The following is a 21207-nucleotide window of genomic DNA, read 5'->3' on the forward strand; positions in this document are numbered from 1 at the left end:
AAGTCTGTCAAACCGCGATCAGAACGTCAGCGCGGCCCGCAGGCTCACCGCGATCTGATCGGCCGCGGCCCGCGCCGCGTCGAACAGCGCCAGCTTGCGGACGAAGCCGTGGTTGACCCCGGCGTAGCGGACGTGGACCACCGGCACACCCGCGGTGAGCAGCGCGTCGCCGTAGTCGGCGCCCTCGTCGCGCAGGACGTCGTACTCGGCGGTGAGCAGCAGCGTCGGCGGCATGCCGGCCAGGTCCTCGACCGCCAGCGGCGCCACGTCCGGGCCGAACCGGTGCATCGGCTCGGGGACGAACGCCTCCCACGCCATCCGCATCGAGGCCCGGTCCAGGCCGTGCCCGCCGACCTCGTCGTAGGACTCCGAGGCGGTCATCGGGTCGATCGCCGGGTAGAGCAGCACCTGGTAGTCGAGCGGGGTGGCGGCGTCCCGCTGGCGCCGGGCGGCGACGGTGGCCAGCTGCGCGCCCGAGCTGTCCCCGCCGATCGCCAGCCGGGACGGGTCCACACCCAGGCCCGTGCCCTCCTTGCGGACCCAGCCCAGCACCGTCTCCACGTCCTGCAGCGCGGCCGGGAACACGTGCTCCGGGGCGAGCCGGTAGCCGACCGACAGCACGGCGCAGCCGGACCGGTCGGCGATCCGGCGGCAGAGCCGGTCCACCGTGTTGATGCTGCCGTAGCACCAGCCCCCGCCGTGCACGTAGACCAGGACCGGCGCGCCCACCCGGGCCGCGTACAGCCGGCAGGGCACGCCGCCGGCGTCCACGTCGACCACCACGGGCAGCGGGATCGCCGGGCCGCACTCGGCCTCGTTCGAATCCTCCATCGCCTGCCGGGCGAAGACCAGCTGCTCGTACGGATCAGCGGCCAGCACCTCGGCGCTCGGCCGGCGGCGGATCGCCAGCGACGCCGCCACTTGGGGGTGGAGCATCAGTCGAGCTGGGCCAGGACGAGGCCGCCGCGAGCCTTCGGCGTGAACCAGGTGCTCTTGCGGGGCAGCTTCTGCCGGGCCAGGTTCACCGCCACGAAGTCGTCGACGGTGACCGGGGCGATCAGCACGGCCAGCTCGGACCGGCCCGCGTCGACCTCGCCGCGCAGCCACTCGGCCGGGTAGTCGCCGCCGACGTACGAGATCCGCTTGTCGCCCGGGTCGAGCCCGAGCACGTCGCCGAGCAGGATCCGCTCCACCAGGGCGTGGTCCAGGTTCTCCACCGGGGAGGCGCCCTCGGCCGGCGGCAGCACCACCGCGTACGAGCGGCCGGCCGCGTACAGCTCGATGGTGCCCTTGCCGGGCACCGCCGCGGGGCGCGGCAGCTCCTCGACCCGGGCCCCGCGCGCGGTCAGCCCGGCCACGAAGTCGTCCAGCGGAAGCTCGCTGACCAGCCGGTTGTACGGCTGGATGGCGACCGAGCCGGGCGTGGTCACCACGGCCAGGAAACGCGGCAGCCCGCCGGTCTGCGCGGCCAGGCTGCGGTGGTTGCCGTCGGCGACGACCAGCTCGCCGCCGCCGGCCAGCGCGGTCAGCTCGTCCTGCCGCGGACCGGCCGGGAGCACCCAGATGGCGTGCGTGCGGCCGCTCTGGTCGGTGTCGGTGGCGGCCGGCGTCCCCGCGCTCGCCGTGGCCGCGGCCAGCGCGGCGTGCAGCTCCGCACCCCGGCCGGTCTGCAGCAGCAGCACCGGGGAGAGCAGGGTGTGCAGGGCCTCGGCGAGCGCCACCCGCTCGCGCACCTTGGCGATGAACACGTCCTCGTTGCGGATCACCAGGCCCGGCTCGTCGGCGCTGGTGGAGATCTGGTCGGTGTCGACCATCGCCCACAGGCCGAAGGCGTCGGGCTCGCCGGGCGCGGTGATCCGGTAGAGCACGACCACCTGCTCGGCGGGCGAGTAGCCGCCCGCGGCCTGCTCCCGGGCGAGCCGCTCGGCGGCGTCGCCGAGGCAGTCGAGGAACGACCTGCCCACCGACTCCGGCGCCCGGTGGGGCATCTCGATGGCGAGCGCGCTGTGCGGGTTCGCGGCGATGACGCCGGTGATCTCGGCGTCGTCGGCGAACTCGTCGTAATTCTGCGCGCCGGTGCCGCCAGTGGTGATCCAGGCCCGGCTGATCGGGTGCACGACCGTCATGCCGCGAACCTACCTACCGCTTGTGACGGCGCTGCGCACACCCCGGTGTCGTCCCACCTCAGGTGGTCCGGCGCGGCCGGCCGTACGTGGGCACGGACGGCATGTTGCCGCGCAGCTGCGCCTGTTTGGCCTTGCGGACGGCCGCGCTCGGCGGCGCCGGCTCGGCCACCGGGAAGCTGGACACGGTGACGGGCGGCGCCACCATCGCGGCGACGTGGGCCGGCAGGTTGGGGCAGAAGCTGTCCCACACCCCGCGGTGCACGGCGATCGTGGAAGTGGCAACGGTGTCGGACTCGGCCATCGGAGCCTCCGGTCAGGAAGTGGTTCGCATTACATCCAACGACCTGCCGGAGGCTCAGGTAGCTGGTTAGTCGAAGATCGGACCGATGTCGCGGCTGCGCTTGAGCTCGTAGAAGCCCGGGGTGCCGGAGACCAGCAGCACGCCGTCCCAGAGCTTGCCCGCGGCCTCGCCCTTCGGCGCCGGGGTGACGACCGGCCCGAAGAAGGCCACCTTCTCGCCCGCCACCGGGCCGGGCGCGTGGATCACCGGCGTGCCGACATCCGTGCCGACCGGCTTCATCCCGGCGTTGTGGCTGGCCTTGAGCGCCTCGTCCCAGGCGTCGCTGGTGGCCGCGTCGGCCAGCGCCGGGTCCAGGCCCACCTCGGTCAGCGCCTCGGTGTAGAGCTTCCGGTCCAGCTCGTACCCGTGCAGGTGGATGCGGGTGCCGAGGGCGGTGTAGAGGTCGCGCAGGACCTGCGGTCCGGCGGCCTCGGCGGCGGCGACGCAGACCCGGACCGGGCCCCATCCGCGGGTCATGAGCTCCTGGTACTGCTCGGGCAGGTCGCGGCCCTCGTTGAGCACCGACAGGCTCATGACGTTGAACGTGATGTCGATGGGCCGGACCTGCTCCACCTCGAGCAGCCAGCGGGAGGTGATCCAGGCCCAGGGGCAGAGCGGGTCGAACCACATGTCGACCGGCGAGCGTTCTGTCATGCCCCTGATCCTGCCTCGCCGGCCCGGCGCCCGGCGGTGACATGCGCCACGGGACGAGCGCATAGGGTGACGTGGAAAGCTCTAGGTCAGGGCGACGAAGCCTGGACCAGCATGGAGGAGAGTGAACGTGGCCGGAGTTCGTAACCTGACCCAGGTCGAGGCCGCCGAGCGGGCTCGCCTGCTCGAGGTGACCGGATACGACATCGCCTTGGATCTGACCGACGGCAGCGGCGGGCCCGGTGCCGGCACGTTCCGGTCGACCACCGAGGTCACGTTCCGCTGCGCCGAGCCGGGCGCGCAGACGTTCATCGAGGTCGCCGCGGCGACGGTGCGCTCGGCGGTGCTCAACGGCACCCCGGTCGACCTGTCCGGGTGGTCGGCGGAGAAGGGCCTGGAGCTGACCGGTCTGGCCGCGGAGAACACCCTGGTGGTCGACGCCGACTACGCGTACTCGGCGAGCGGGCAGGGCATGCAGCGCAGCGAGGACCCGGTCGACCGGGAGATCTACCTGTACAGCCAGTTCGAGACGGCGGACGCCCAGCGGGTCTACGCGTGCTTCGACCAGCCCGACCTCAAGAGCGTGTTCACCTGGCACGCCAAGGTGCCGGCGCACTGGAAGGTCGTCTCGAACATGCCGGTGGAGCGCCGCGACGACGACGGCGTCCACTTCGCGACCTCGGTCCGGATGAGCACGTACATCACCGCGCTCTGCGCCGGGCCGTACCACGAGGTGCGCGACAGCCACGACGGCATCGAGCTGGGCATCTACTGCCGGGCCTCGATGGCGCAGTACCTCGACCCGGACGACCTGTTCCTGATCACCAAGCAGGGCTTCGACTTCTTCCACGAGCAGTTCGGGGTGCGCTACCCGCTGCCGAAGTACGACCAGCTCTGGGTGCCCGACTTCAACGCCGGCGCGATGGAGAACTTCGGCTGCGTCACCCACGCCGAGGCGCACTACATCTTCCGCTCGCAGGTCACCGACTACGAGTACGAGCAGCGCGCCAACACGATCCTGCACGAGCTGGCCCACATGTGGTTCGGCGACCTGGTGACCATGCGCTGGTGGAACGACCTGTGGCTGAACGAGTCGTTCGCCGAGTGGGCGAGCCACTGGTGCAACACCTCCGCCACCCGCTTCACCGACGCGTGGTCGACGTTCCTGTCGGTCCGCAAGGCCTGGGGCTACCGGCAGGACCAGCTCTCCTCGACCCACCCGGTCTACTGCGAGATGCCCGACCTGGAGGCCGTCGAGGTCAACTTCGACGGCATCACGTACGCCAAGGGCGCCAGCGTCATCAAGCAGCTGGTCGCGTACGTCGGGCTGGACTCGTTCCGGGCCGGGCTGCGGGCGTACTTCCAGCGGCACGCGTGGGGCAACGCGACCTTCGACGACCTGCTCACCGAGCTGGAGACGGCGTCCGGGCGCGAGCTGCGCAAGTTCGCCGCCCAGTGGCTGGAGACCGCCCAGGTCAACACGCTGCGCCCGGTGCTGACGATCGGCGCCGACGGCACGTACGACAAGGTCGTGGTCCAGCAGGAGGCGCCCGCCGCCTATCCCACGCTGCGCACCCACCGCATCGGCGTCGGCCTCTACGACGTCAAGGGCGACCGGCTGGTGCGCCGCGACCTGCTGGAGGTCGACGTCACCGGCGAGCAGACCGAGCTGCCGGCGCTGGCCGGGCTGCCGGCGGCCGACGTGCTGCTGCTCAACGACGACGACCTGACCTACGCCAAGCTGCGGCTGGACGAGCGCTCGATGGCCGCGGTGGTCCAGCACATCGACGGCTTCGAGTCGTCGCTGCCGCGGGCGCTGTGCTGGGCCGCGGCCTGGGACATGCTGCGCGACGCCGAGCTGGCGGCCCGCGACTACCTGGCGCTGGTCAGCACCGGCCTGCCGAAGGAACGCGACATCAACCTGACCACCGCGACCCTGCGGCAGGCGGCCACCACGCTGACCATGTACGCGGACCCGGCGTGGGCGCCGACCGGCTGGGCGCTGCTGGCCGACACGACCCGGCAGGCGCTGGCCGCCGCCGAGCCGGGCAGCGGGTTCCAGCTCGCCTGGGCACGCGCGTTCGTCACCGCGGCCCGCGGCGCGGACGACCTGGTCGTGCTCCGCGGCTGGCTGGAGGGCACCGGCGTGCCCGCGGGGCTGACCATCGACACCGAGCTGCGCTGGTCGCTGCTGGAGGCGCTGGCCGCTCGGGGCGCCGCGACCGAGGCCGAGATCGACGCCGAACTGGCCTCGGACCGGACCGCCAGCGGCGAGCGGGAGGCCGCGCTGGCCCGCGCCCTGCTGCCGACGCCGGAGAACAAGGAGCGGGTCTGGGCCCGGCTCACCGGCGGCGAGGAGCTGCCGAACTGGCTCAGCCGCTCGCTGCTGCAGGGCTTCCAGACCTCCTCGCAGGTGCCGCTGACCGCGCCGTACGCGGCGAGGTTCTTCGAGGTGGTCGACGACGTGTGGGCGCGCTCGGACAGCGAGCCGGCGCAGGAGTTCGCGATGCTGGCATACCCGGCGTACCAGGTGAGCCAGGAGACGGTCGCGCTGACCGACGCCTGGCTGGCCGACGACGCGCACTCCCCCTCGCTGCGCCGCCTGGTGGCCGAGGGCCGTGACGGTGTGCTGCGGGCGTTGAAGGCCCGGGCCAAGGACGCCGCCGCCGGTTGATGAGTTTGCGCGGGTCGTGCGGGATCGAATTCCGCACGACCCGCAAAACTTACCGGGCCGAAACCCGGCAGAAACAACACAGCGTGAGTACGCTGGCACTCCACAGTGATGGAGGTGGCCGGTGGCGATCGGTGCGAACTCCCTGTCGAGGTGGACCGCCCCCGACGGCCGCTGGACCGAGCCGGACCTGCACCTGTTCCCGCAGGACGGGCACCGCTACGAGATCGTCGACGGCAGCCTGCACGTCACCCCGCCGCTCGACGGCCCGCACGAGACGATCGTCCGGGCCGTGCTCACCACGTTGCGGGGCGCGGCGCCGAGCGGCTGGTGGGTCTGCGCCCGGCTGGGCATCGAGACCGGCGGGAGCAACCTGGTCCCGGACGTGACCGTGCTGCGGCCGTTCTCGTCGGGGGCGATCTGGGCCGACCCCGCCGACGTGGCCTGCGTGATCGAGGTGGAGACCGCGTCCAGCCGCCGCTACGACCGGCTGCTCAAGCCCACCCTGTACGCGGAGGCCGGCATCCCCGCCTTCTGGCGGATCGAGCCCGAGCCGGCGCCGGTGCTGCGCATCTTCACCCTGGGCCCGGAGGGCTACCTGCCGGAGAAAACGGTCCGGGGCGCCGACCTGGTGCAGGTCGACGCCCCGTTCCCGGTGCGGGTCACCCCGTCCGCGTGGCTCTAGTGGCCGGTGGCTCAGTGCCGCCCGGCGTGTGAGGCGAGCTGGTCCAGCCCGGAGAGCACGCCCCCGGCGAGGTCACCGCCGGCGAACGCGGCCGCCATCGACAGCGCGGCCAGCTTGGCGTCCCGGTCGGAGATGCGCTTGCGGGCCTCGTTGCCGGTGACGATCTCGAGCAGTCGCTGGTTCGGCGAGATGGCGACGAGCACGGCCTTCGCGGCGCCGTCGAGCTGGCGGTGCAGCTGCTCGGCGTAGTCGCGGGTGGGCTCCGCGAGCTCGCCGATGTAGACGCTGAAGGTCAGGCCGGTCTGCTGGTCGGCGACGCGCAGCGCCTCGTCGAGACGCAGCAGCTGCCGGGTGGTGAACGGCCCGTCGAGCGCGTCGATGCCCTCCTGCGTCATCGTCAGCTCGGGCTGCTCGGGCTGCTCGGTCAGCGTGGGGCCACCGGCGTGCGCGAGCGCGGTCATCGGCTGCTCGGAGCCGCTGACGATGGCCTGGTGCTCACCAACGGTCACTTGCGCCTCCTGTCGGTCCGGGCCGCACCTGCATGCCCGAGGAGTCCTCGAGGACGCCGGCGGGCAGCTCCGGAGCGGCTGAGGTCTTGCCGCCGAACGCCGGGCTCACCTGAGCCGGCGACGCCAGGAACCAGATCGGCTTGAAGTCGTACGGCCGGCCGGGCCGGTAGCGGCGCGCGGGCCGGGACCGGGTGGAACCGGACGCGACGAGAGCCGCGACCACGGCGATGATTCCCACCGGGATGATCGCGTAGACAAGAATCGTGCTGAATATCGACAACCTCAACGCCCCCAGGCGTCATAAGGAACCGGGCCAATTCACTGTGTTCCCAGTGATCCGAACGTCAATCACGGTAGCGGAGAGCGGGTCGTCGCGGAGCGTCGGGTGTCAACACTCATAAGCGGGATCTCCGCACCCACGCAAAATCGGCCCGGAGGTGCGAAAATCACCCTCACGCGCTGTCCGCGACGTTCGTGCCCCGGACGGCAGGAGGGGGAAGTCATGCGCACACCCGTCCCGGCCGCCCTGGCGGCGCTGGTCCTGGCCGTACCGGTCGTGCTGGCCGACGACTCCCCGGCCCGCGCGGCGAGCGTCTTCGTGGAGACCAACCCGAGCACGGTCCGCGCCGGCGACGAGATCGGCATCCGGGCCAGCTGCGACGACAACCTGAAGGCGGCGACGGTCACCTCGGCCCCGACCGGCGCGATCATCGTCTCCCCGCGCTACGGCTTCCTGACCGCGACGGCCCGGGTGCCGACCACCACCGACCCGGACGACTACGAGGTCAGCCTGGAGTGCCCGGACGGCAAGACCGCCACGACCACGCTGCACGTGGTGCTGAAGGTGGAGCCGGCCCGCGGACCGGCGACCGGCGGGGGCGGCACGGCCGGGGGCGGGCCCGCGCCGATCCTGATCGGCGGCGGGCTGACCGCGCTGGCGGCCGGGCTCGCGCTGAGCGTGCTGGCCCTGCGCCGCCGCGGCCTGCGCTGAGGCTCCGCCGATGTCCCGCCCGGCGATCTCCCGGCCGGACCCGCCCGGCCCCCGGATGCCCGACTCGGTGCTGCGGCGCCGGCCCGCCGAGATCGTGGTGCGGCCGCAGCCGCGGGCGGTCGCCGTGCCGGTCCGGGCCCCGGCCGGCCCCCGGGTGCGGCCACCGAGCCGGCCGCTGCCGCTGGGCCCGGTGGCGGCGATCCTGGTGTTCGTGGGCCTGTTCGCGCTGGGCGCGGGCCTGGGCGCGGCCACCGGCTTCGACCTGGGCGAGCTGTTCCGCGGACCGGACAAGCCGCCGCCCCGGGCGTTCCCGGTGCTCGATCCGAGCGAGCCGAAGCGGCTGACCATCCGGGCGATCAAGGTGGAGGCGCCGATCCTCCAGGTGGGGCTGGCCAAGGACGGGTCGGTGGATGTGCCGCCGCTGCGGCGGCACAACGAGGCGGGCTGGTTCGGCCAGGGGCCCACCCCGGGCCAGTTCGGCCCGGCGCTGATCGTCGGCCACGCGGACACCACCACCGGCCCGTCGGTCTTCCACCACCTGGGCAAGCTGAAGCCGGGCCAGAAGATCGAGGTGCTCCGGCAGGACGACTCGGTGGCGGTGTTCCAGATCAACTCGGTGGAGCACTTCGGCAAGGAGCGGCTGCCGATCAAGCGGGTCTACGGCGACTACAGCCGGCCGTCGCTGCGGCTGATGACCTGCGGCGGCAAGTGGCTGGGCGGCCGGCAGGGCTACAGCGACAACGTGGTGGTCTTCGCCAGCCTGGTGAGCGCCACCGAGCCGTAGCCGGTCAGGCCGCCTCGGCCCCGGCCGGCTTGGGCAGGTCGAGCCAGTCCGCCCAGCGCGGGTCCGGCGTGCGGTGGCCCAGGACCCGCCAGGCCACCCCGCGCGGCGCCGCCGGCGCCGCGTGCAGTCGCCAGCCCAGCTCGGCCGGCGTCTTGTCACCCTTGCTGTGGTTGCACTTGGCGCACGCCGCCACCACGTTCTCCCAGGCGTGCAGCCCGCCCCGGCTGCGCGGGAACACGTGGTCGATGGTCTCCGCGGAGCCCCGGCAGTACGCGCAGCGACCGCCGTCGCGGGCGAAGATGGCACGGCGGGAAAGTCCGACGTGGGTCCGGTACGGCACCTTCACGTATCGCGTCAGCCGGACCACCGAGGGCACCGGGAGCGCCTGCCGGGCGCTGTGCAGGATGCCGTCACCGTCGGACACACACTCAGCCTTGGCCGTCAGCACCAGGATGGTCGCTCGACGCACCGATACGACGCACAGCGGCTCGTAGGTAGCGTTCAACACCAACGCGGAGGAGCCAACTATGGGTCGTATGTCAGGCATCGCGATCACCCTTCGGTGTCAGTGCTTGCAACCGCTCCCGAGTGCTTGTTCGTCATGGCACGAGCGCCGGAGAACACCGGTGCTCGTGCGCCAATAGTCCCTGATGACTGACGAAATGGCGAGCACAATCTGTGGCCGGCTCGTAAACGTCTGAGGTCTCCGGGGAAGATGTCCGATTCCCCGGACGACCCGGCGGGCCGGTAGGTTAGGGCCCCGTGATTCCGTTGGCCCCCATCCCGACCCCGCCCTCCGGTTCCGCCGAGCCCGCCTTCAGCACACCGGACGTCTCCGAGAGCTGCAAGACCGACGCCCTCTGCAGCTGGGTCCTCGACCGGACCGACATCCAGTGGCTCGCCAACGGCAGCTACGTGTTCGTCGTCAAGCCGCTGCGGATCCTCGCGATCGTGCTGGTCGCGATGCTGATCCGGTGGCTGCTGCACCGCGGCATCCGGCGGCTGACCGCGACCACCTCGCGCGCCGCCATGCCGGCCCTGCTCAAGCCCCTGCGCGAGCGGGCGGACAAGCAGCAGGAGGCCGCCGCCAACACCTTCATCCCGGAACGCCGGCGGCAGCGCGCCGAGGCGATCGGCTCGGTGCTGCGCAGCTTTGTCACCGCCGTCGTGTTCACCATGGCCACGCTGCTGGTGATGGGCGAGCTCGGGTTCAACCTCGGCCCGCTGCTGGCCAGCGCCGGCATCGTCGGCATAGCTCTCGGCTTCGGCGCGCAGAGCCTGGTCAAGGACCTGATCGCCGGCCTGTTCATGCTGCTGGAGGACCAGTACGGCGTCGGCGACTCGGTGGACCTGGGCGACGCGGTCGGGGTCGTGGAGACCGTCGGACTGCGGGTCACCACCGTGCGCGACATGCGCGGCGTGCTCTGGTACATCCGCAACGGCGAGATCATCCGGGTCGGCAACAAGAGCCAGGGCTGGGCGATGGTGGTCATCGACATCCCGATCGGCTTCGTCAACTCCGAGCAGGCCACCGCCGTGCTGCGGCAGGCCGCGCTGGCGCTGGCCGAGGAGCCGGAGCACGCCACCGAGTTCCTCGAGCCGCCGGACGTCATCGGGGTGGAGCAGATGACCGTCGACGGCGCGGTGATCCGGACGATCGCCAAGACCACCGCGGAGGGTCAGCCGATCGTGCAGCGCGAGTTGCGGCGCCGGCTCACCGAGGCGCTGGAGACCGCCGGCATCTCCGAACGGATCGCCGCGTCGCGGATGCTGCCCCGTTCGGCGGTACCTCCGATGTTTTCCAGCGCGCCGAGCGATTCGTCCGGTACCCCTGGAGGTGCGACCTGACCTGGGACGACGGCATAATGGGGGATGTCCGGCCTCGACCGAATGGCCGACATTCCGCCCGTACGCCCTAGCCAGGGCTCGGCCGATCGGGCAGAATCGTGCAAAGAGCATCTGCACTTGCAGCTTCACGTTCGGGCGGGATCTGACCACCCCAGCCGGTCCCCCGGACGTGTCCGGCCGCCGTCGGCGATCCCGCCGGCCGTCGCGATCGATGGAGGGTCCAGGTGTCGGACGACCGACCCGCGGCGCAGCCGGCTGACCGAGCCGGGCGCGCACGGGAGCCGGACAGTCGTGTCACCTTCCGGGACCTCTTCGCGGTCCGGGAATACCGCGCGGTCTACTTCTCGCTCGTCATCAACTGGCTCGGCGACTACCTGGCCCGAGCCGCCATCGTCACGCTGGTCTATCAGCAGTCCGAGTCGGTGCTGCTCTCCGCGGCGTCGTTCGCGATCAGCTACCTGCCGTGGATCGTGGGCGGGCCGGTGCTGGCGGCGCTCGCGGAGCGTTATCCGTACCGCCGGGTGTTGATCGTCGCCGACCTGGCCCGCGCGGTCCCGATCGCGATCATCGCCCTGCCCGGCATGCCGATCTACGCGATCCTCATCCTGCTCTTCGTGGCCATGCTGGGCGCGCCGCCCACCCAGGCCGCCCGCTCGGCGCTGCTGCCGCTGATCCTGGACCGGCGCAAGTTCGTCACCGGGCTCGCGGTCAACGCCTCCACCGCGCAGGCCGCCCAGGTCCTCGGTTACCTGGCCGGCGCCGTCATCGCCACCGGGATCAACGCCCGGCTCGGCATCGCGCTGGACGCGCTCTCGTTCCTGCTCTCGGCCGCGATCATCGCGCTCTGGGTGCACCCGCGGCCCGCGGCCGCCGCGCTGGACCAGCGCCGGCACCTGCTGCGGGAGACCGCCGCGGGGTTCCGGCTGGTCTTCGGCACGCGGTTGCTCCGCTCGATCGCGCTGATGGTCTTCGCGCTGACCACCTTCACGATCCTGCCGGAGGGCCTGGCCGCCGGCTGGGCCGCGCTGTTCCACTCCGACCCCGGCGCCCGGGGCTTCGACCAGGGCCTGATCATGGCGGCCGGCCCGGTCGGCTTCGTGATCGGCGGTCTCGCGGTCGGCCGGCTGGTCCGCCAGCCCGTCCGCCGGCGGCTGGTGAAGCCGTGTGCCGTGCTCACGCCGCTCGCGCTGGCGCTGACCATGTTCGCCCCGAACGCCGCCACGGTGGCCGTCCTCTCCGCGATCTCCGGCGTCGCCCTGGGCGGCCTGATGCCCACCCTCAACGGCGAGTTCGTGCTGGCCCTGCCGCACGGCTACCGCGCCCGGGCGTACGGCGTCATGCAGGGCGGCCTGCAGTTCACCCAGTTCTTCGCCGTGGTGTCCACCGGCGCGCTGGCCCAGATCTCGTCGATTCCCCTGGTCGTGGGCCTGTGGAGCGCCGGCGGCCTGGTCCTGATGCTGGTGCTGGTGGCCAACCTGCCGCAGCCCGAGCCGGCGGACCCGGCGGACCCGGCGGCCCCGCCCGGGCCCACCGACGCAACGCACGTCACACCGGGCCGGGTTCTGCCCAGCACGGCTGGCAAACTGGAGCGGTGAGCGCATCCAGCGAGGAACCGGCCGTGACCTTCTTCGAGGCCGTCGGCGGCGAAGCGACGTTCCGCCGGCTCGTCGACGCCTTCTACGCGGGCGTGGCGCAGGATCCCCTGCTCCGCCCGATGTATCCGGAGGAGGACCTCGGCCCGGCCGCGGAGCGGCTGACCCTGTTCCTGATGCAGTACTGGGGGGGCCCGAACACGTATTCCGCGCAGCGCGGCCACCCCCGGCTGCGGCTGCGGCACGCACCCTTCACGGTCGGCCCGGCCGAGCGGGACGCCTGGCTGCTGCACATGCGCGCGGCCCTCGACTCGCTGCGGCTGCCGGAGCCGCAGCACACCACGCTCTGGGAGTATCTCGAGCGCGCCGCGTACTTCATGGTCAACACCATGGACGCGCATCCCGGAGGTCAGCCCGCTCGTTGATCGGACGAATGACGCGATCCCGTCACGGACCTCGCGCCCCGATCCCTGGAGCCGCCCGATGCCTCGCCGCCTGTTCGCCGCCACCGCGCTGACCTGCGCCGCCCTGCTGGGCGCGACGCCCGCGGCGGCCGACATGGCCCAGTCGTCGGTGGTGTCGGCCAACCCGGTCGACTTCACGCCGCACGTCCTGGACGGGACGGTCTGGGCGCTCGCGGTGGTCGGTGACACGGTCGTCGTCGGGGGCAGCTTCACCAAGGTCCAGGACAGCACCCGCCGGACCACCTACGCCCGGAAGAACATCTTCGCGTACGGGCTGCGCGACGGCGCGGTGCGCTCGTTCGCCCCGGCCGTCGACGCCGCGGTCTACGCGCTCGCGCCGGGCGCGCGCAACACCGTCTACCTGGGCGGCGGCTTCAAGACCGTGAACGGTACGGCCCAGCGCGGCCTGGCCCGGGTCGCAGTCGGCACCGGGGCGCGGATCAGCAGCTTCGGCGCGCGGATCAACTGGGGTGACGTCCGGGCGCTGAACGCCCGCGGCACCAGGCTCTACGCCGGCGGCACCTTCTCCAAGATCAATGGGCTGACCCGGGTCGGCCTGGCCCGGGTCCACGCGGGCACCGGCGCGGTCGACACCGGCTTCAACCCGCGCATCTCCGCACCCGGGCTGAGCCGGCCGCGGGTCGAGCATTTCGACATCTCCCCCGACGGCACCCGGCTGATCGCGGTCGGCGCGCTGCTCAAGGTGGGCGCGGCCGCCCGCACGCAGATCGCCATGTTCGACGTCCGCGGCGCCGCGGCCACCCTCACCAGCTGGTACACCAACGCCTACGAGCCGCAGTGCCTGGCCGGCTTCGACACCTACCTGCGTCAGGTGAAGTTCTCCCCGGACGGCAGGTGGTTCGTGGTCGCGGCGACCGGCCGGGCCTCCTCGCCGACCAAGCTCTGCGACTCGGCGGCCCGCTTCGAGGCGACCGGCGGCGGCCGGCACAACCCGACCTGGGTCCAGCGCACCGGCGGGGACTCGCTCTACGCGGTCGCCGTGACCGGCAGCGCGGTGTACGTCGGCGGGCACCAGCGTTACCTGGACAACCCCTACGGCAGCGACGCGAAGGGCCCCGGCCCGGGCGCCGTCCCGCGGGTCGGCATCGGCGCGCTCCACCCGTCGACCGGCCGGGCGCTGGGCTGGAACCCGAGCCGGGACCGCGGGGTCGGCGTGCGCGCGTTCCAGGTCGTGCCGGAGGGCCTGATCGTCGGCTCGGACACCGACAAGCTGGGCCGGGAGTACCACGGCCGGATCGGTATGTTCCCGCGGAGCTGAATGCCTCATGCGCCACGGGTGCCCGGCGTCAGAGCAGCGCGCCCTCGTCGTGCAACCAGTCGACGAACGAGGTCGCGACGGCCGCACCACAGTCGAGCATCTCCACCAGCAGCGCGTCGTGGGCACCCGAGGCGAGCGGCACCTGGAGCTCGGCGTAGATCGGCAGCTGTCCGCGCTCGGTGGGATCGCCGACGTAGGCCTTGCAGAACCGGCGGGTGTGGTTCCACTCGTTGACCACGCGGTAGGCCCGGTCGGCCCAGTCCGGCGGCACGGTCGCGTGCGGGCGGGCCCGCATCACCAGGATCTCGTCATCGGGCCCTTCCAGGGTGAACAGCACGGCGTGCCGTTCCCACATGGCCAGCAGGCTGCCGCCGCCGTCGGCCAGGAACCGGATGTCGAGCAGATCGAGGGCCTTGCCGATCCGCGCCAGATCGACCGGCGCGACCTGATCGGGCTCGTCGATCGCGGACAGATCGGCGGAGGACATCGAAGAGTGTCCCGGCTCACGCTGCGTCGGTACTCCGACGCGGACGCTGCTCTGCAACGCCACCTCGCCGCCGGTCTCAGGCTCGTCGCCGCCGGCCGACCCGGGACGCCATGACCACCACGGCATCGTTGTGCACCTCACTCCCCAGCAGGCCCGCCGCCGGACGTTGCGGTGGACCTCGGGGCGACGGTACCCGTACAGGTCGCGGAGGTCATCCCCTCAAAGGGAGGGCGCGACCGGACGACCGATGCAGCATCACCCTTTCGGGTGACCCCCTATAGGCATGACGGTCAATATCTGGACCGGCTGTAGCCAGGCGACTCCATATGGTGCAGAAAGTCCCACCCAGCGTCCCGCTACGCATACGCGCGTGGCGGGAGCCTCATGCTCGGCCGGCCCCAGGAAACCCATCCGGGAGACCGCCTGGACGAGTCGCTGGGAGACCTCCACCGGCTCGCCCTCGGCGCGCGTCACCACCAGCGCGACGTGATCCAGCAACGCGTCGCGGACCGCCCGCTGCCCGACCGCGCGGCCCGCCAGCCCGCCCGCGGTCACCTCACGCAGCGTGCCCGCCGCCGCCTCGGCCAGCCGGCTCAGCTCGGCCGCCGCGACCGCCTCGACCGCGGCCGACCGGGCCGGCGGCAGCGGCCAGCGCCACTCGGCGTCCCGCCGGGCCGGCAGCTCCGGGCTCTGCGCGGCCAGCGCCGCGAGCAGCTCGGCCGCGGACACGGTCGCGTCGCCCGGCCCGGGCCCGGCCACCTTGCGGGTGACCAGCACGCCCCAGGGCAGCACGGCCCACAGCGCGGTGTGCTCCCCCGCCGACCGCAGCCGGACCGGCACCTTGCGGTCGAGCCGGGTGAGCCGGGCCAGGAACGCGCCGGCGTCCGCGACCCCGGCGATGCCGTGCGCGGCCATGTTCAGCTCTCCAGGTACGGCTTGAGGAAGTCCCGCTCCGCGGCGGTCAACCGGCGCGGAAACTGCTCGGCCAGGTTGAACGGCACACAGACCGACCGGGCCCGGCTGGCCAGCGCCCCGTCGTCGAACAACTCGTACGCCACGGTGAAGCTGCCGGCCCGCAGCTCGGCGATCCACAGCTCGATCCGGACGTCCTCGCCGAAGTCCACCGGGCGCAGGTAGTCGATCTCGTGCCGGGAGATCACGATGCCGTCCTCGAACGACGTCAGCCCCTGGGCCCGGGCGCCGAGGAAGAACATGGCAACGCGCGCCTCCTCGTACAGCGTGAGGAAGCGCGCGTTGTTGACGTGGCCGTACGCGTCCATGTCGGACCAGCGCACGGCCACGTCAAAAATGAAACGGTTAGTCACACTGATCAGTCACGAGTGAGCTTGCGGTATGTCACCCGGTGCGGGCGGGCGGCGTCGGCACCGAGCCGGTCGATCTTGTTCTTCTCGTACGCGTCGTAGTTGCCCTCGAACCAGAACCACTTGTCCGGGTCCTCGTCGGTGCCCTCCCACGCCAGCATGTGGGTGGTGATCCGGTCCAGGAACATCCGGTCGTGGGAGATGACCACGGCGCAGCCCGGGAACTCCAGCAGCGCGTTCTCCAGGCTGGACAGCGTCTCCACGTCCAGGTCGTTGGTCGGCTCGTCGAGCAGCAGCACGTTGCCGCCGATCTTCAGGGTCATCGCCAGGTTGAGCCGGTTGCGCTCACCGCCGGACAGCACCTTGACCGGCTTCTGCTGGTCGGGCCCCTTGAAGCCGAACGCGGCCACGTACGCGCGGGACGGCATCTCGACCTTGCCGACCATCATGTGGTCAAGACCGTCGGAGACGACCTCCCACACCGTCTTCGACCCGTCGAGGCCGGAACGGCTCTGATCCACGTACGAAAGCTTGACGGTCTCGCCGACCCGGACCTGGCCGGCGTCCGGCTCCTCGAGCCCGACGATGGTCTTGAACAGCGTGGTCTTGCCGACGCCGTTGGGGCCGATGATGCCGACGATGCCGTTGCGCGGCAGCGAGAACGACAGGTTGTTGATGAGCACCCGGTCGTCGAAGCCCTTGACCAGTTCCTTGGTCTCGATGACCGTGTTGCCCAGGCGCGGGCCCGGCGGGATCTGGATCTCCTCGAAGTCCAGCTTGCGGGTCTTCTCCGCCTCGGTGGCCATCTCCTCGTAGCGGTCGAGGCGGGCCTTGGACTTGGTCTGCCGGGCCTTGGCGTTGGAGCGCACCCACTCGAGCTCGTTCTCGAGGCGCTTCTGCAGCTTCTGGTCCTTGCGACCCTGAAGCTTCAGGCGCGCGGCCTTCTTGTCGAGGTACGTGGAGTAGTTGCCCTCGTACGGGAACGCGCGGCCGCGGTCGAGCTCGAGGATCCAGGTCGCGACGTTGTCCAGGAAGTACCGGTCGTGGGTGATGGCGATGACCGTGCCTGCGTACTTGGCGAGGTGCTGCTCCAGCCACTGCACGCTCTCGGCGTCCAGGTGGTTGGTGGGCTCGTCGAGCAGCAGCAGGTCGGGCGCCTCGAGCAGCAGCTTGCACAGCGCGACGCGGCGGCGCTCACCACCGGAGAGCTGGGTGACGTCGGCGTCGGGCGCCGGGCAGCGCAGCGCGTCCATCGCCAGCTCGAGCTGGGAGTCGACGTCCCACGCGTTGGAGTGGTCGAGCTCCTCCTGGAGCTTGCCCATCTCCTCCATCAGCTCGTCGGTGTAGTCGGTGGCCATCTGCTCGGCGATCTTGTTGAACCGCTCGAGCTTGGCCTTGGTCTCCGCGACCGCCTCCTCGATGTTGCCGAGGACGGTCTTGGCGTCGTTGAGCGGGGGTTCCTGGGCGAGCATGCCGACGGAGTAGCCCGGCATGAGCCGCGCCTCGCCGTTGCTCACGGTGTCGATCCCGGCCATGATCTTCAACAGGCTGGACTTACCGGCGCCGTTGGGGCCGACCACACCGATCTTGACGCCGGGCAGGAAGTTGAGCGTCACATTGTCGAGCACGACCTTGTCGCCGTGCGCCTTGCGCGCCTTTTCCAGGACGTAGATGAACTGGGCCACGGTGCGGCCTACCTCCGAGATCGTGATTTCCGGTTGCCGGAACGAAAGGACAATCTTTCCAGGTCCGCTACCGGCCACCTACAACAACCCCGACCGGCCCGCACGGATTCCCCCCGGAAGTCACTCCGGCGTGACCTCCGTGGTCTGCTTCTTACCCTTGATCACGACCTCCAGCCGCTCGGAGTTGACGGAGAACGTGTTCCCGTCGGCGGCGGTGGCGTGGTAGTCGTCGTCGCCCTTGACCACGTCGGCCAGGAACAGGGCGGTCTCCCCCTCGACCCACGGCTGGCCCTCCCCACCACGCTTGGCCTGGTAGAACAGCCGGCCGGTGCGATCGGAGCAGATCCACACGGTGGTGCCGGTGCTGGCCGCCCGCACCCGCAGCACCTGGGTCAGCGCGAGGTCGTAGCCGAGCCGGCGGGCGGTGTCGTGCATCTCCTCGGGACAACCGACAGGTGAATTCGTCGGCTGCGGGGGTACGTAGCCCGTCTCGTCCCCGGCCTGTTCCGGCGCCTCGTACCGGGAGCCGAGCACCAGGCCCGCCGACATCGCGATGATGCTCAGCAGCACGGTGGCAATGACCACAGGGAAGAACAGTGGCCGGCGCGGCGGGGGAAGATCATCGGACTGGCTCACCGGCCCAGGATGACACCTTCCCACCAGAGGCGACGCCGCGCGGCCGGACCGTAGCGGGGCCAGCCCCGAGCAGCTACGCACAGTAGGCTCGGGACGGGAACCCAAGAACCACCCGGAGGTGCACTCAGCGTGGCCGAAAGAAGTTCCTTCGTCGTAGTCGCCAACCGCCTGCCCGTCGATGAGGTCATGGTCGACGGTGAACGCCAGTGGCGGCCCAGCCCGGGCGGGCTCGTCACCGCCCTGCATCCGGTGCTGGCCGAGCAACGGGGCACCTGGATCGGCTGGGCCGGCGGTGACGGCGAGGCGCCTGAGCCGTTCGAGCTGGAAGGCATCAAGATCCACCCGGTGCCGCTGAGCGCCGAGGAACTCGAGCGCTACTACGAGGGCCAGTCCAACGCCACCATCTGGCCGCTCTACCACGACGCCGTCGAGACCCCGGTCTACCGACGTCGCTGGCGCGAGGCGTACCGGCTGGTCAACCAGCGCTTCGCGCAGGCCGCCGCGGACGTGGCCGCGCAGGGCGCGACCGTCTGGGTGCAGGACTACCAGCTCCAGCTGGTCCCCTCGATGCTCCGGGAGATGCGCCCCGACCTGCGGATCGGCTTCTTCCTGCACATCCCGTTCCCGCCCATCGAGCTGTTCATGCAGATGCCGTTCCGCGCCGAGATCCTGCGCGGGCTGCTCGGCGCCGACCTGGTCGGCTTCCAGCAGCGGCTGGCCGCGCAGAACTTCGTCCGGCTCGCCCGGCACCTGCTCGGCCTGCGCTACGAGGGACAGTCGATCCAGGTCGACGGCCGCAAGGTCAAGGCCGGCGCCTTCCCGATCAGCATCGACACGGCGGAGATGGAACGGATGGCGGCCGACCCGGCCGTCCAGGCCCGGGCCAAGCAGATCCGCGCCGAGCTCGGCGACCCGGAGACGGTGATCCTCGGCGTCGACCGGCTGGACTACACCAAGGGCATCGAGCTGCGCCTGAAGGCGTTCCGCGAGCTGCTCGCCGACGGCAAGCTCAAGGTGCCCGAGGCGGTGATGGTCCAGGTCGCCACGCCCAGCCGGGAACGCGTCGAGCACTACCAGACGCTGCGGGTGAAAGTGGAGCGCGAGGTCGGCCGGATCAACGGCGAGTTCGGCCGGGTCGGCGTGCCGGCGGTGCACTACCTGCACCAGTCGTACAGCAAGGCCGAGCTGGCCGCGCTCTACGTCGCCGCGGACGTCATGATGGTGACCCCGCTGCGCGACGGCATGAACCTGGTCGCCAAGGAGTACGTCGCCTGCCGCGCCAACGGCGGCGGCGCGCTGGTGCTCAGCGAGTTCGCCGGGGCGGCCACCGAGCTGCGCCAGGCGTTCCTGTGCAACCCGCACGACCCGGACGGGGTCAAGGACGCGCTGCTGCGCGCGGTCGGCGCCGAGCCGGCCGAGCTCAAGCGCCGGATGCGGGTGATGCAGCGGCACCTGCGGACCCACGACGTCACCGAGTGGGCCCGCACGTTCCTGCACGAGCTCGGCGTGCTGGACACCGAGCCCAAACCGGACACCGAGGCCGCGCAGACCGCCGAGGCGGACGGGGCCTAGAGGAACAGGCAGAAGGGATGGCCGTCCGGGTCGAGGTAGACCCGGACGTCGTCCTGCGGCTGGAAGTCGGCCTTGGTGGCGCCGGCCTTCTCGGCGTGCGCCCCGGCCGCTTCCAGATCCTCCACGTGGATGTCCAGGTGGACACTCATCTGCGGATCGCCCGGCCCGGCCGGCCAGACCGGGCGCACGTAGTTCGGCTCGCTCTGGAAGGACAGCCCCGGCCCGCCGTTGGGCGCGCCCAGCTTGACCCAGCCCGGCTCGTCCTGGGTGGCGCTCCAGCCCAGCAGCCGCTGATAGAACGCGGCGAGTTCGTTCGCGTCCGGCGCGTCGAGCACGATCCCGGACAATGTCATGTGCGGTCGCTCACTCATATTGTTGCGTTACCCACCTGTCAGCACCGAAACCACGTCACCGACCACGACGACCGCGGGCGGCTTGATGCCGGCTGCGGCGGCCGCCGCGGCCACCTCGCCGAGCGTGCTGCGCAGCACCCGCTGGGCGTCCGTTGATCCCTCTTGGACGATCGCGGCCGGGGTGTGCGCGGCCCGGCCCTCGGCGACCAGCCGGGCGGCTATCGCGGGCAGGTTCTTCAGGCCCATCAGGATCACCAGGGTGCCGCGCAGGCCGGCCAGCGCCGGCCAGTCCACCAGCGACTCCGGGCTGTCCGGCGGCACGTGCCCGGAGACGACCGTGAACTCGTGCGCCACGCCGCGGTGGGTGACCGGGATGCCGGCCAGCGCGGGCGCCGCGATCGAGCTGGTCACCCCGGGCACAACGAGCACCGGTACGCCCGCCTCGACGCACGCCACCACCTCCTCGCCGCCGCGGCCGAAGACGAACGGGTCGCCGCCCTTGAGCCGCACCACGAAGGCGCCGGCCCGGGCCCGCTCGACGATGACCCGGTTGATCTCCTCCTGCGCCACCGAGGCCCCGTACGGGATCTTGGCCGCGTCGACCAGCTCCACGTCGGGCCGCAACTCGTCGAGCAGCATGCCGGGCACCAGCCGGTCGGCGACCACCACGTCGGCGCGGGCCAGCAGCCGGCGGCCCTTCACGGTGATCAGCTCCGGGTCGCCGGGACCGCTGCCGACCAGGGCCACCTGGCCCCGCAGCGGCTCGTGCTGGCGCTGCGGGGTCTCCTCGAGCGCGGCGGCGATCAGGTCGCGCACCGCCCGGGCCCGCTTGCGGTCGCCGCTGTCGGTCACCGCCACGGTGACCTCGTCGTGCCGGGTCACCGCGGGGGTCCAGGCGGTCGCCGCGTCCCGGTCGTCCGCGCGTACGCAGAAGACACCCCGTGCCTCGGCGGCCACACTGACCTCGGCGGCGGCCGCGGGGTCGTCGATCGCGACCTGCACCAGCCACGCGCCGTCCACATCGGAGCCGGTGAACCGCCGCTCCTGCCAGGTCAGCCGCCCGGCCGCCGCGTACGCACGCAGCGCCGGGGTCAGCTCCGGTGACACGACGTCGACCCGGGCACCGGCGGCGAGCAGGGCCGGCATCCGCCGGGTCGCCACCGCACCGCCCCCGACGACCAGCACCCGCCGGCCGTCGAGCTTGAGCGCCAT

General features: G+C 71.8%; 23 protein-coding genes. 9 read left to right on the top strand and 14 right to left on the bottom strand.

What is annotated here, in order from left to right:
• Positions 1 to 18 precede the first annotated feature (18 nt).
• From ACIBQZ_RS09050 to ACIBQZ_RS09065, 4 genes are all read right to left on the bottom strand, one after another.
• Positions 19 to 936: an alpha/beta hydrolase gene (locus ACIBQZ_RS09050; RefSeq protein WP_396087968.1), complete on the bottom strand. Its 918-nt coding sequence runs from the start codon at positions 934 to 936 to the stop codon at positions 19 to 21.
• Positions 936 to 2126 (bottom strand): DUF1015 family protein, encoded by a 1191-nt coding sequence (locus ACIBQZ_RS09055; protein ID WP_396087969.1) that lies wholly within the window; start codon positions 2124 to 2126, stop codon positions 936 to 938. Before ACIBQZ_RS09055 ends, ACIBQZ_RS09050 begins: the two co-directional genes overlap by 1 nt.
• Before the next feature lie 58 nt (positions 2127 to 2184).
• Positions 2185 to 2427, bottom strand: coding sequence for a hypothetical protein (locus ACIBQZ_RS09060; RefSeq protein ID WP_396087970.1), 243 nt, complete (start codon positions 2425 to 2427; stop codon positions 2185 to 2187).
• Positions 2428 to 2493: 66 nt separating this feature from the next.
• Positions 2494 to 3120 (bottom strand): disulfide bond formation protein DsbA, encoded by a 627-nt coding sequence (locus ACIBQZ_RS09065; protein ID WP_396087971.1) that lies wholly within the window; start codon positions 3118 to 3120, stop codon positions 2494 to 2496.
• A gap of 127 nt (positions 3121 to 3247) precedes the next feature.
• On the opposite strand from ACIBQZ_RS09065, the gene pepN reads away from it, so the two are divergent.
• Positions 3248 to 5791, top strand: a complete 2544-nt coding sequence (gene pepN, locus ACIBQZ_RS09070; protein WP_396087972.1) for an aminopeptidase N — start codon at positions 3248 to 3250, stop codon at positions 5789 to 5791.
• Between the two features lie 121 nt (positions 5792 to 5912).
• The gene (locus ACIBQZ_RS09075; protein ID WP_396087973.1) at positions 5913 to 6473 is read left to right on the top strand and encodes a Uma2 family endonuclease; all 561 of its coding nucleotides are present in this window, start codon (positions 5913 to 5915) and stop codon (positions 6471 to 6473) included.
• A gap of 11 nt (positions 6474 to 6484) precedes the next feature.
• On the opposite strand, the gene ACIBQZ_RS09080 is transcribed toward ACIBQZ_RS09075, so the two are convergent.
• Together ACIBQZ_RS09080 and ACIBQZ_RS09085 are read right to left on the bottom strand one after the other, a co-directional pair.
• Entirely contained in the window at positions 6485 to 6868 is a 384-nt protein-coding gene (locus ACIBQZ_RS09080; RefSeq protein WP_396088386.1) for a DUF5130 family protein, read from the bottom strand.
• Between the two features lie 100 nt (positions 6869 to 6968).
• Positions 6969 to 7262: a hypothetical protein gene (locus ACIBQZ_RS09085; RefSeq protein ID WP_396087974.1), complete on the bottom strand. Its 294-nt coding sequence runs from the start codon at positions 7260 to 7262 to the stop codon at positions 6969 to 6971.
• A 222-nt stretch (positions 7263 to 7484) separates the two neighbouring features.
• Here ACIBQZ_RS09085 and ACIBQZ_RS09090 point away from each other — a divergent pair, with 222 nt between their 5' ends.
• Positions 7485 to 7973, top strand: a complete 489-nt coding sequence (locus ACIBQZ_RS09090) for a hypothetical protein (protein WP_396087976.1) — start codon at positions 7485 to 7487, stop codon at positions 7971 to 7973.
• Between the two features lie 10 nt (positions 7974 to 7983).
• The gene (locus tag ACIBQZ_RS09095; protein ID WP_396087978.1) at positions 7984 to 8757 is read left to right on the top strand and encodes a class F sortase; all 774 of its coding nucleotides are present in this window, start codon (positions 7984 to 7986) and stop codon (positions 8755 to 8757) included.
• Positions 8758 to 8761: 4 nt separating this feature from the next.
• Here ACIBQZ_RS09095 and ACIBQZ_RS09100 read toward each other — a convergent pair whose 3' ends face one another.
• The gene (locus tag ACIBQZ_RS09100; protein WP_396087979.1) at positions 8762 to 9304 is read right to left on the bottom strand and encodes an HNH endonuclease; all 543 of its coding nucleotides are present in this window, start codon (positions 9302 to 9304) and stop codon (positions 8762 to 8764) included.
• Between the two features lie 215 nt (positions 9305 to 9519).
• Here ACIBQZ_RS09100 and ACIBQZ_RS09105 point away from each other — a divergent pair, with 215 nt between their 5' ends.
• The 4 genes from ACIBQZ_RS09105 to ACIBQZ_RS09120 all read left to right on the top strand — a co-directional run bounded on the left by ACIBQZ_RS09105 (position 9520) and on the right by ACIBQZ_RS09120 (position 13940).
• On the top strand, positions 9520 to 10605 hold the full coding sequence (locus tag ACIBQZ_RS09105; protein ID WP_396087980.1) for a mechanosensitive ion channel family protein: 1086 nt from the start codon (positions 9520 to 9522) through the stop codon (positions 10603 to 10605).
• 224 nt (positions 10606 to 10829) lie between these two features.
• The gene (locus ACIBQZ_RS09110; protein WP_396087981.1) at positions 10830 to 12200 is read left to right on the top strand and encodes an MFS transporter; all 1371 of its coding nucleotides are present in this window, start codon (positions 10830 to 10832) and stop codon (positions 12198 to 12200) included.
• The gene (locus ACIBQZ_RS09115) at positions 12197 to 12622 is read left to right on the top strand and encodes a globin (RefSeq protein ID WP_396087982.1); all 426 of its coding nucleotides are present in this window, start codon (positions 12197 to 12199) and stop codon (positions 12620 to 12622) included. The genes ACIBQZ_RS09110 and ACIBQZ_RS09115 overlap by 4 nt, the downstream gene beginning before the upstream one ends.
• Positions 12623 to 12680: 58 nt before the next feature.
• Complete coding sequence (locus ACIBQZ_RS09120; protein ID WP_396087984.1) at positions 12681 to 13940, top strand: PKD domain containing protein; 1260 nt, start codon at positions 12681 to 12683, stop codon at positions 13938 to 13940.
• A gap of 28 nt (positions 13941 to 13968) precedes the next feature.
• Here the strand turns inward: ACIBQZ_RS09120 and ACIBQZ_RS09125 are convergent, their stop codons facing one another.
• The 5 genes from ACIBQZ_RS09125 to ACIBQZ_RS09145 form a co-directional block, all read right to left on the bottom strand.
• Positions 13969 to 14553, bottom strand: coding sequence for a YbjN domain-containing protein (locus ACIBQZ_RS09125; RefSeq protein ID WP_396087985.1), 585 nt, complete (start codon positions 14551 to 14553; stop codon positions 13969 to 13971).
• A gap of 129 nt (positions 14554 to 14682) precedes the next feature.
• Positions 14683 to 15342: a hypothetical protein gene (locus tag ACIBQZ_RS09130; RefSeq protein ID WP_396087986.1), complete on the bottom strand. Its 660-nt coding sequence runs from the start codon at positions 15340 to 15342 to the stop codon at positions 14683 to 14685.
• A gap of 2 nt (positions 15343 to 15344) precedes the next feature.
• Positions 15345 to 15752 (bottom strand): acyl-CoA thioesterase, encoded by a 408-nt coding sequence (locus ACIBQZ_RS09135; protein ID WP_396087987.1) that lies wholly within the window; start codon positions 15750 to 15752, stop codon positions 15345 to 15347.
• 5 nt (positions 15753 to 15757) lie between these two features.
• Positions 15758 to 17434, bottom strand: a complete 1677-nt coding sequence (gene ettA / locus ACIBQZ_RS09140; protein WP_396087988.1) for an energy-dependent translational throttle protein EttA — start codon at positions 17432 to 17434, stop codon at positions 15758 to 15760.
• Positions 17435 to 17554: 120 nt separating this feature from the next.
• A complete protein-coding gene (locus ACIBQZ_RS09145) occupies positions 17555 to 18070 on the bottom strand; it encodes a hypothetical protein (RefSeq protein ID WP_396087989.1) in 516 nt (171 codons plus the stop codon).
• 129 nt (positions 18071 to 18199) lie between these two features.
• On the opposite strand from ACIBQZ_RS09145, the gene ACIBQZ_RS09150 reads away from it, so the two are divergent.
• Positions 18200 to 19642, top strand: coding sequence for a trehalose-6-phosphate synthase (locus ACIBQZ_RS09150; protein ID WP_396087990.1), 1443 nt, complete (start codon positions 18200 to 18202; stop codon positions 19640 to 19642).
• On the opposite strand, the gene ACIBQZ_RS09155 is transcribed toward ACIBQZ_RS09150, so the two are convergent.
• Positions 19639 to 20013 carry a VOC family protein gene (locus tag ACIBQZ_RS09155; protein ID WP_396087991.1) on the bottom strand — a complete coding sequence of 125 codons (375 nt, stop codon included), beginning with the start codon at positions 20011 to 20013 and terminating at the stop codon, positions 19639 to 19641. The genes ACIBQZ_RS09150 and ACIBQZ_RS09155 overlap by 4 nt on opposite strands.
• Before the next feature lie 9 nt (positions 20014 to 20022).
• Entirely contained in the window at positions 20023 to 21207 is a 1185-nt protein-coding gene (gene cobA / locus ACIBQZ_RS09160; RefSeq protein WP_396088387.1) for a uroporphyrinogen-III C-methyltransferase, read from the bottom strand.

It is taken from the genome of Actinoplanes sp. NPDC049599, assembly GCF_044465625.1.
GTDB lineage: Bacteria > Actinomycetota > Actinomycetes > Mycobacteriales > Micromonosporaceae > Actinoplanes.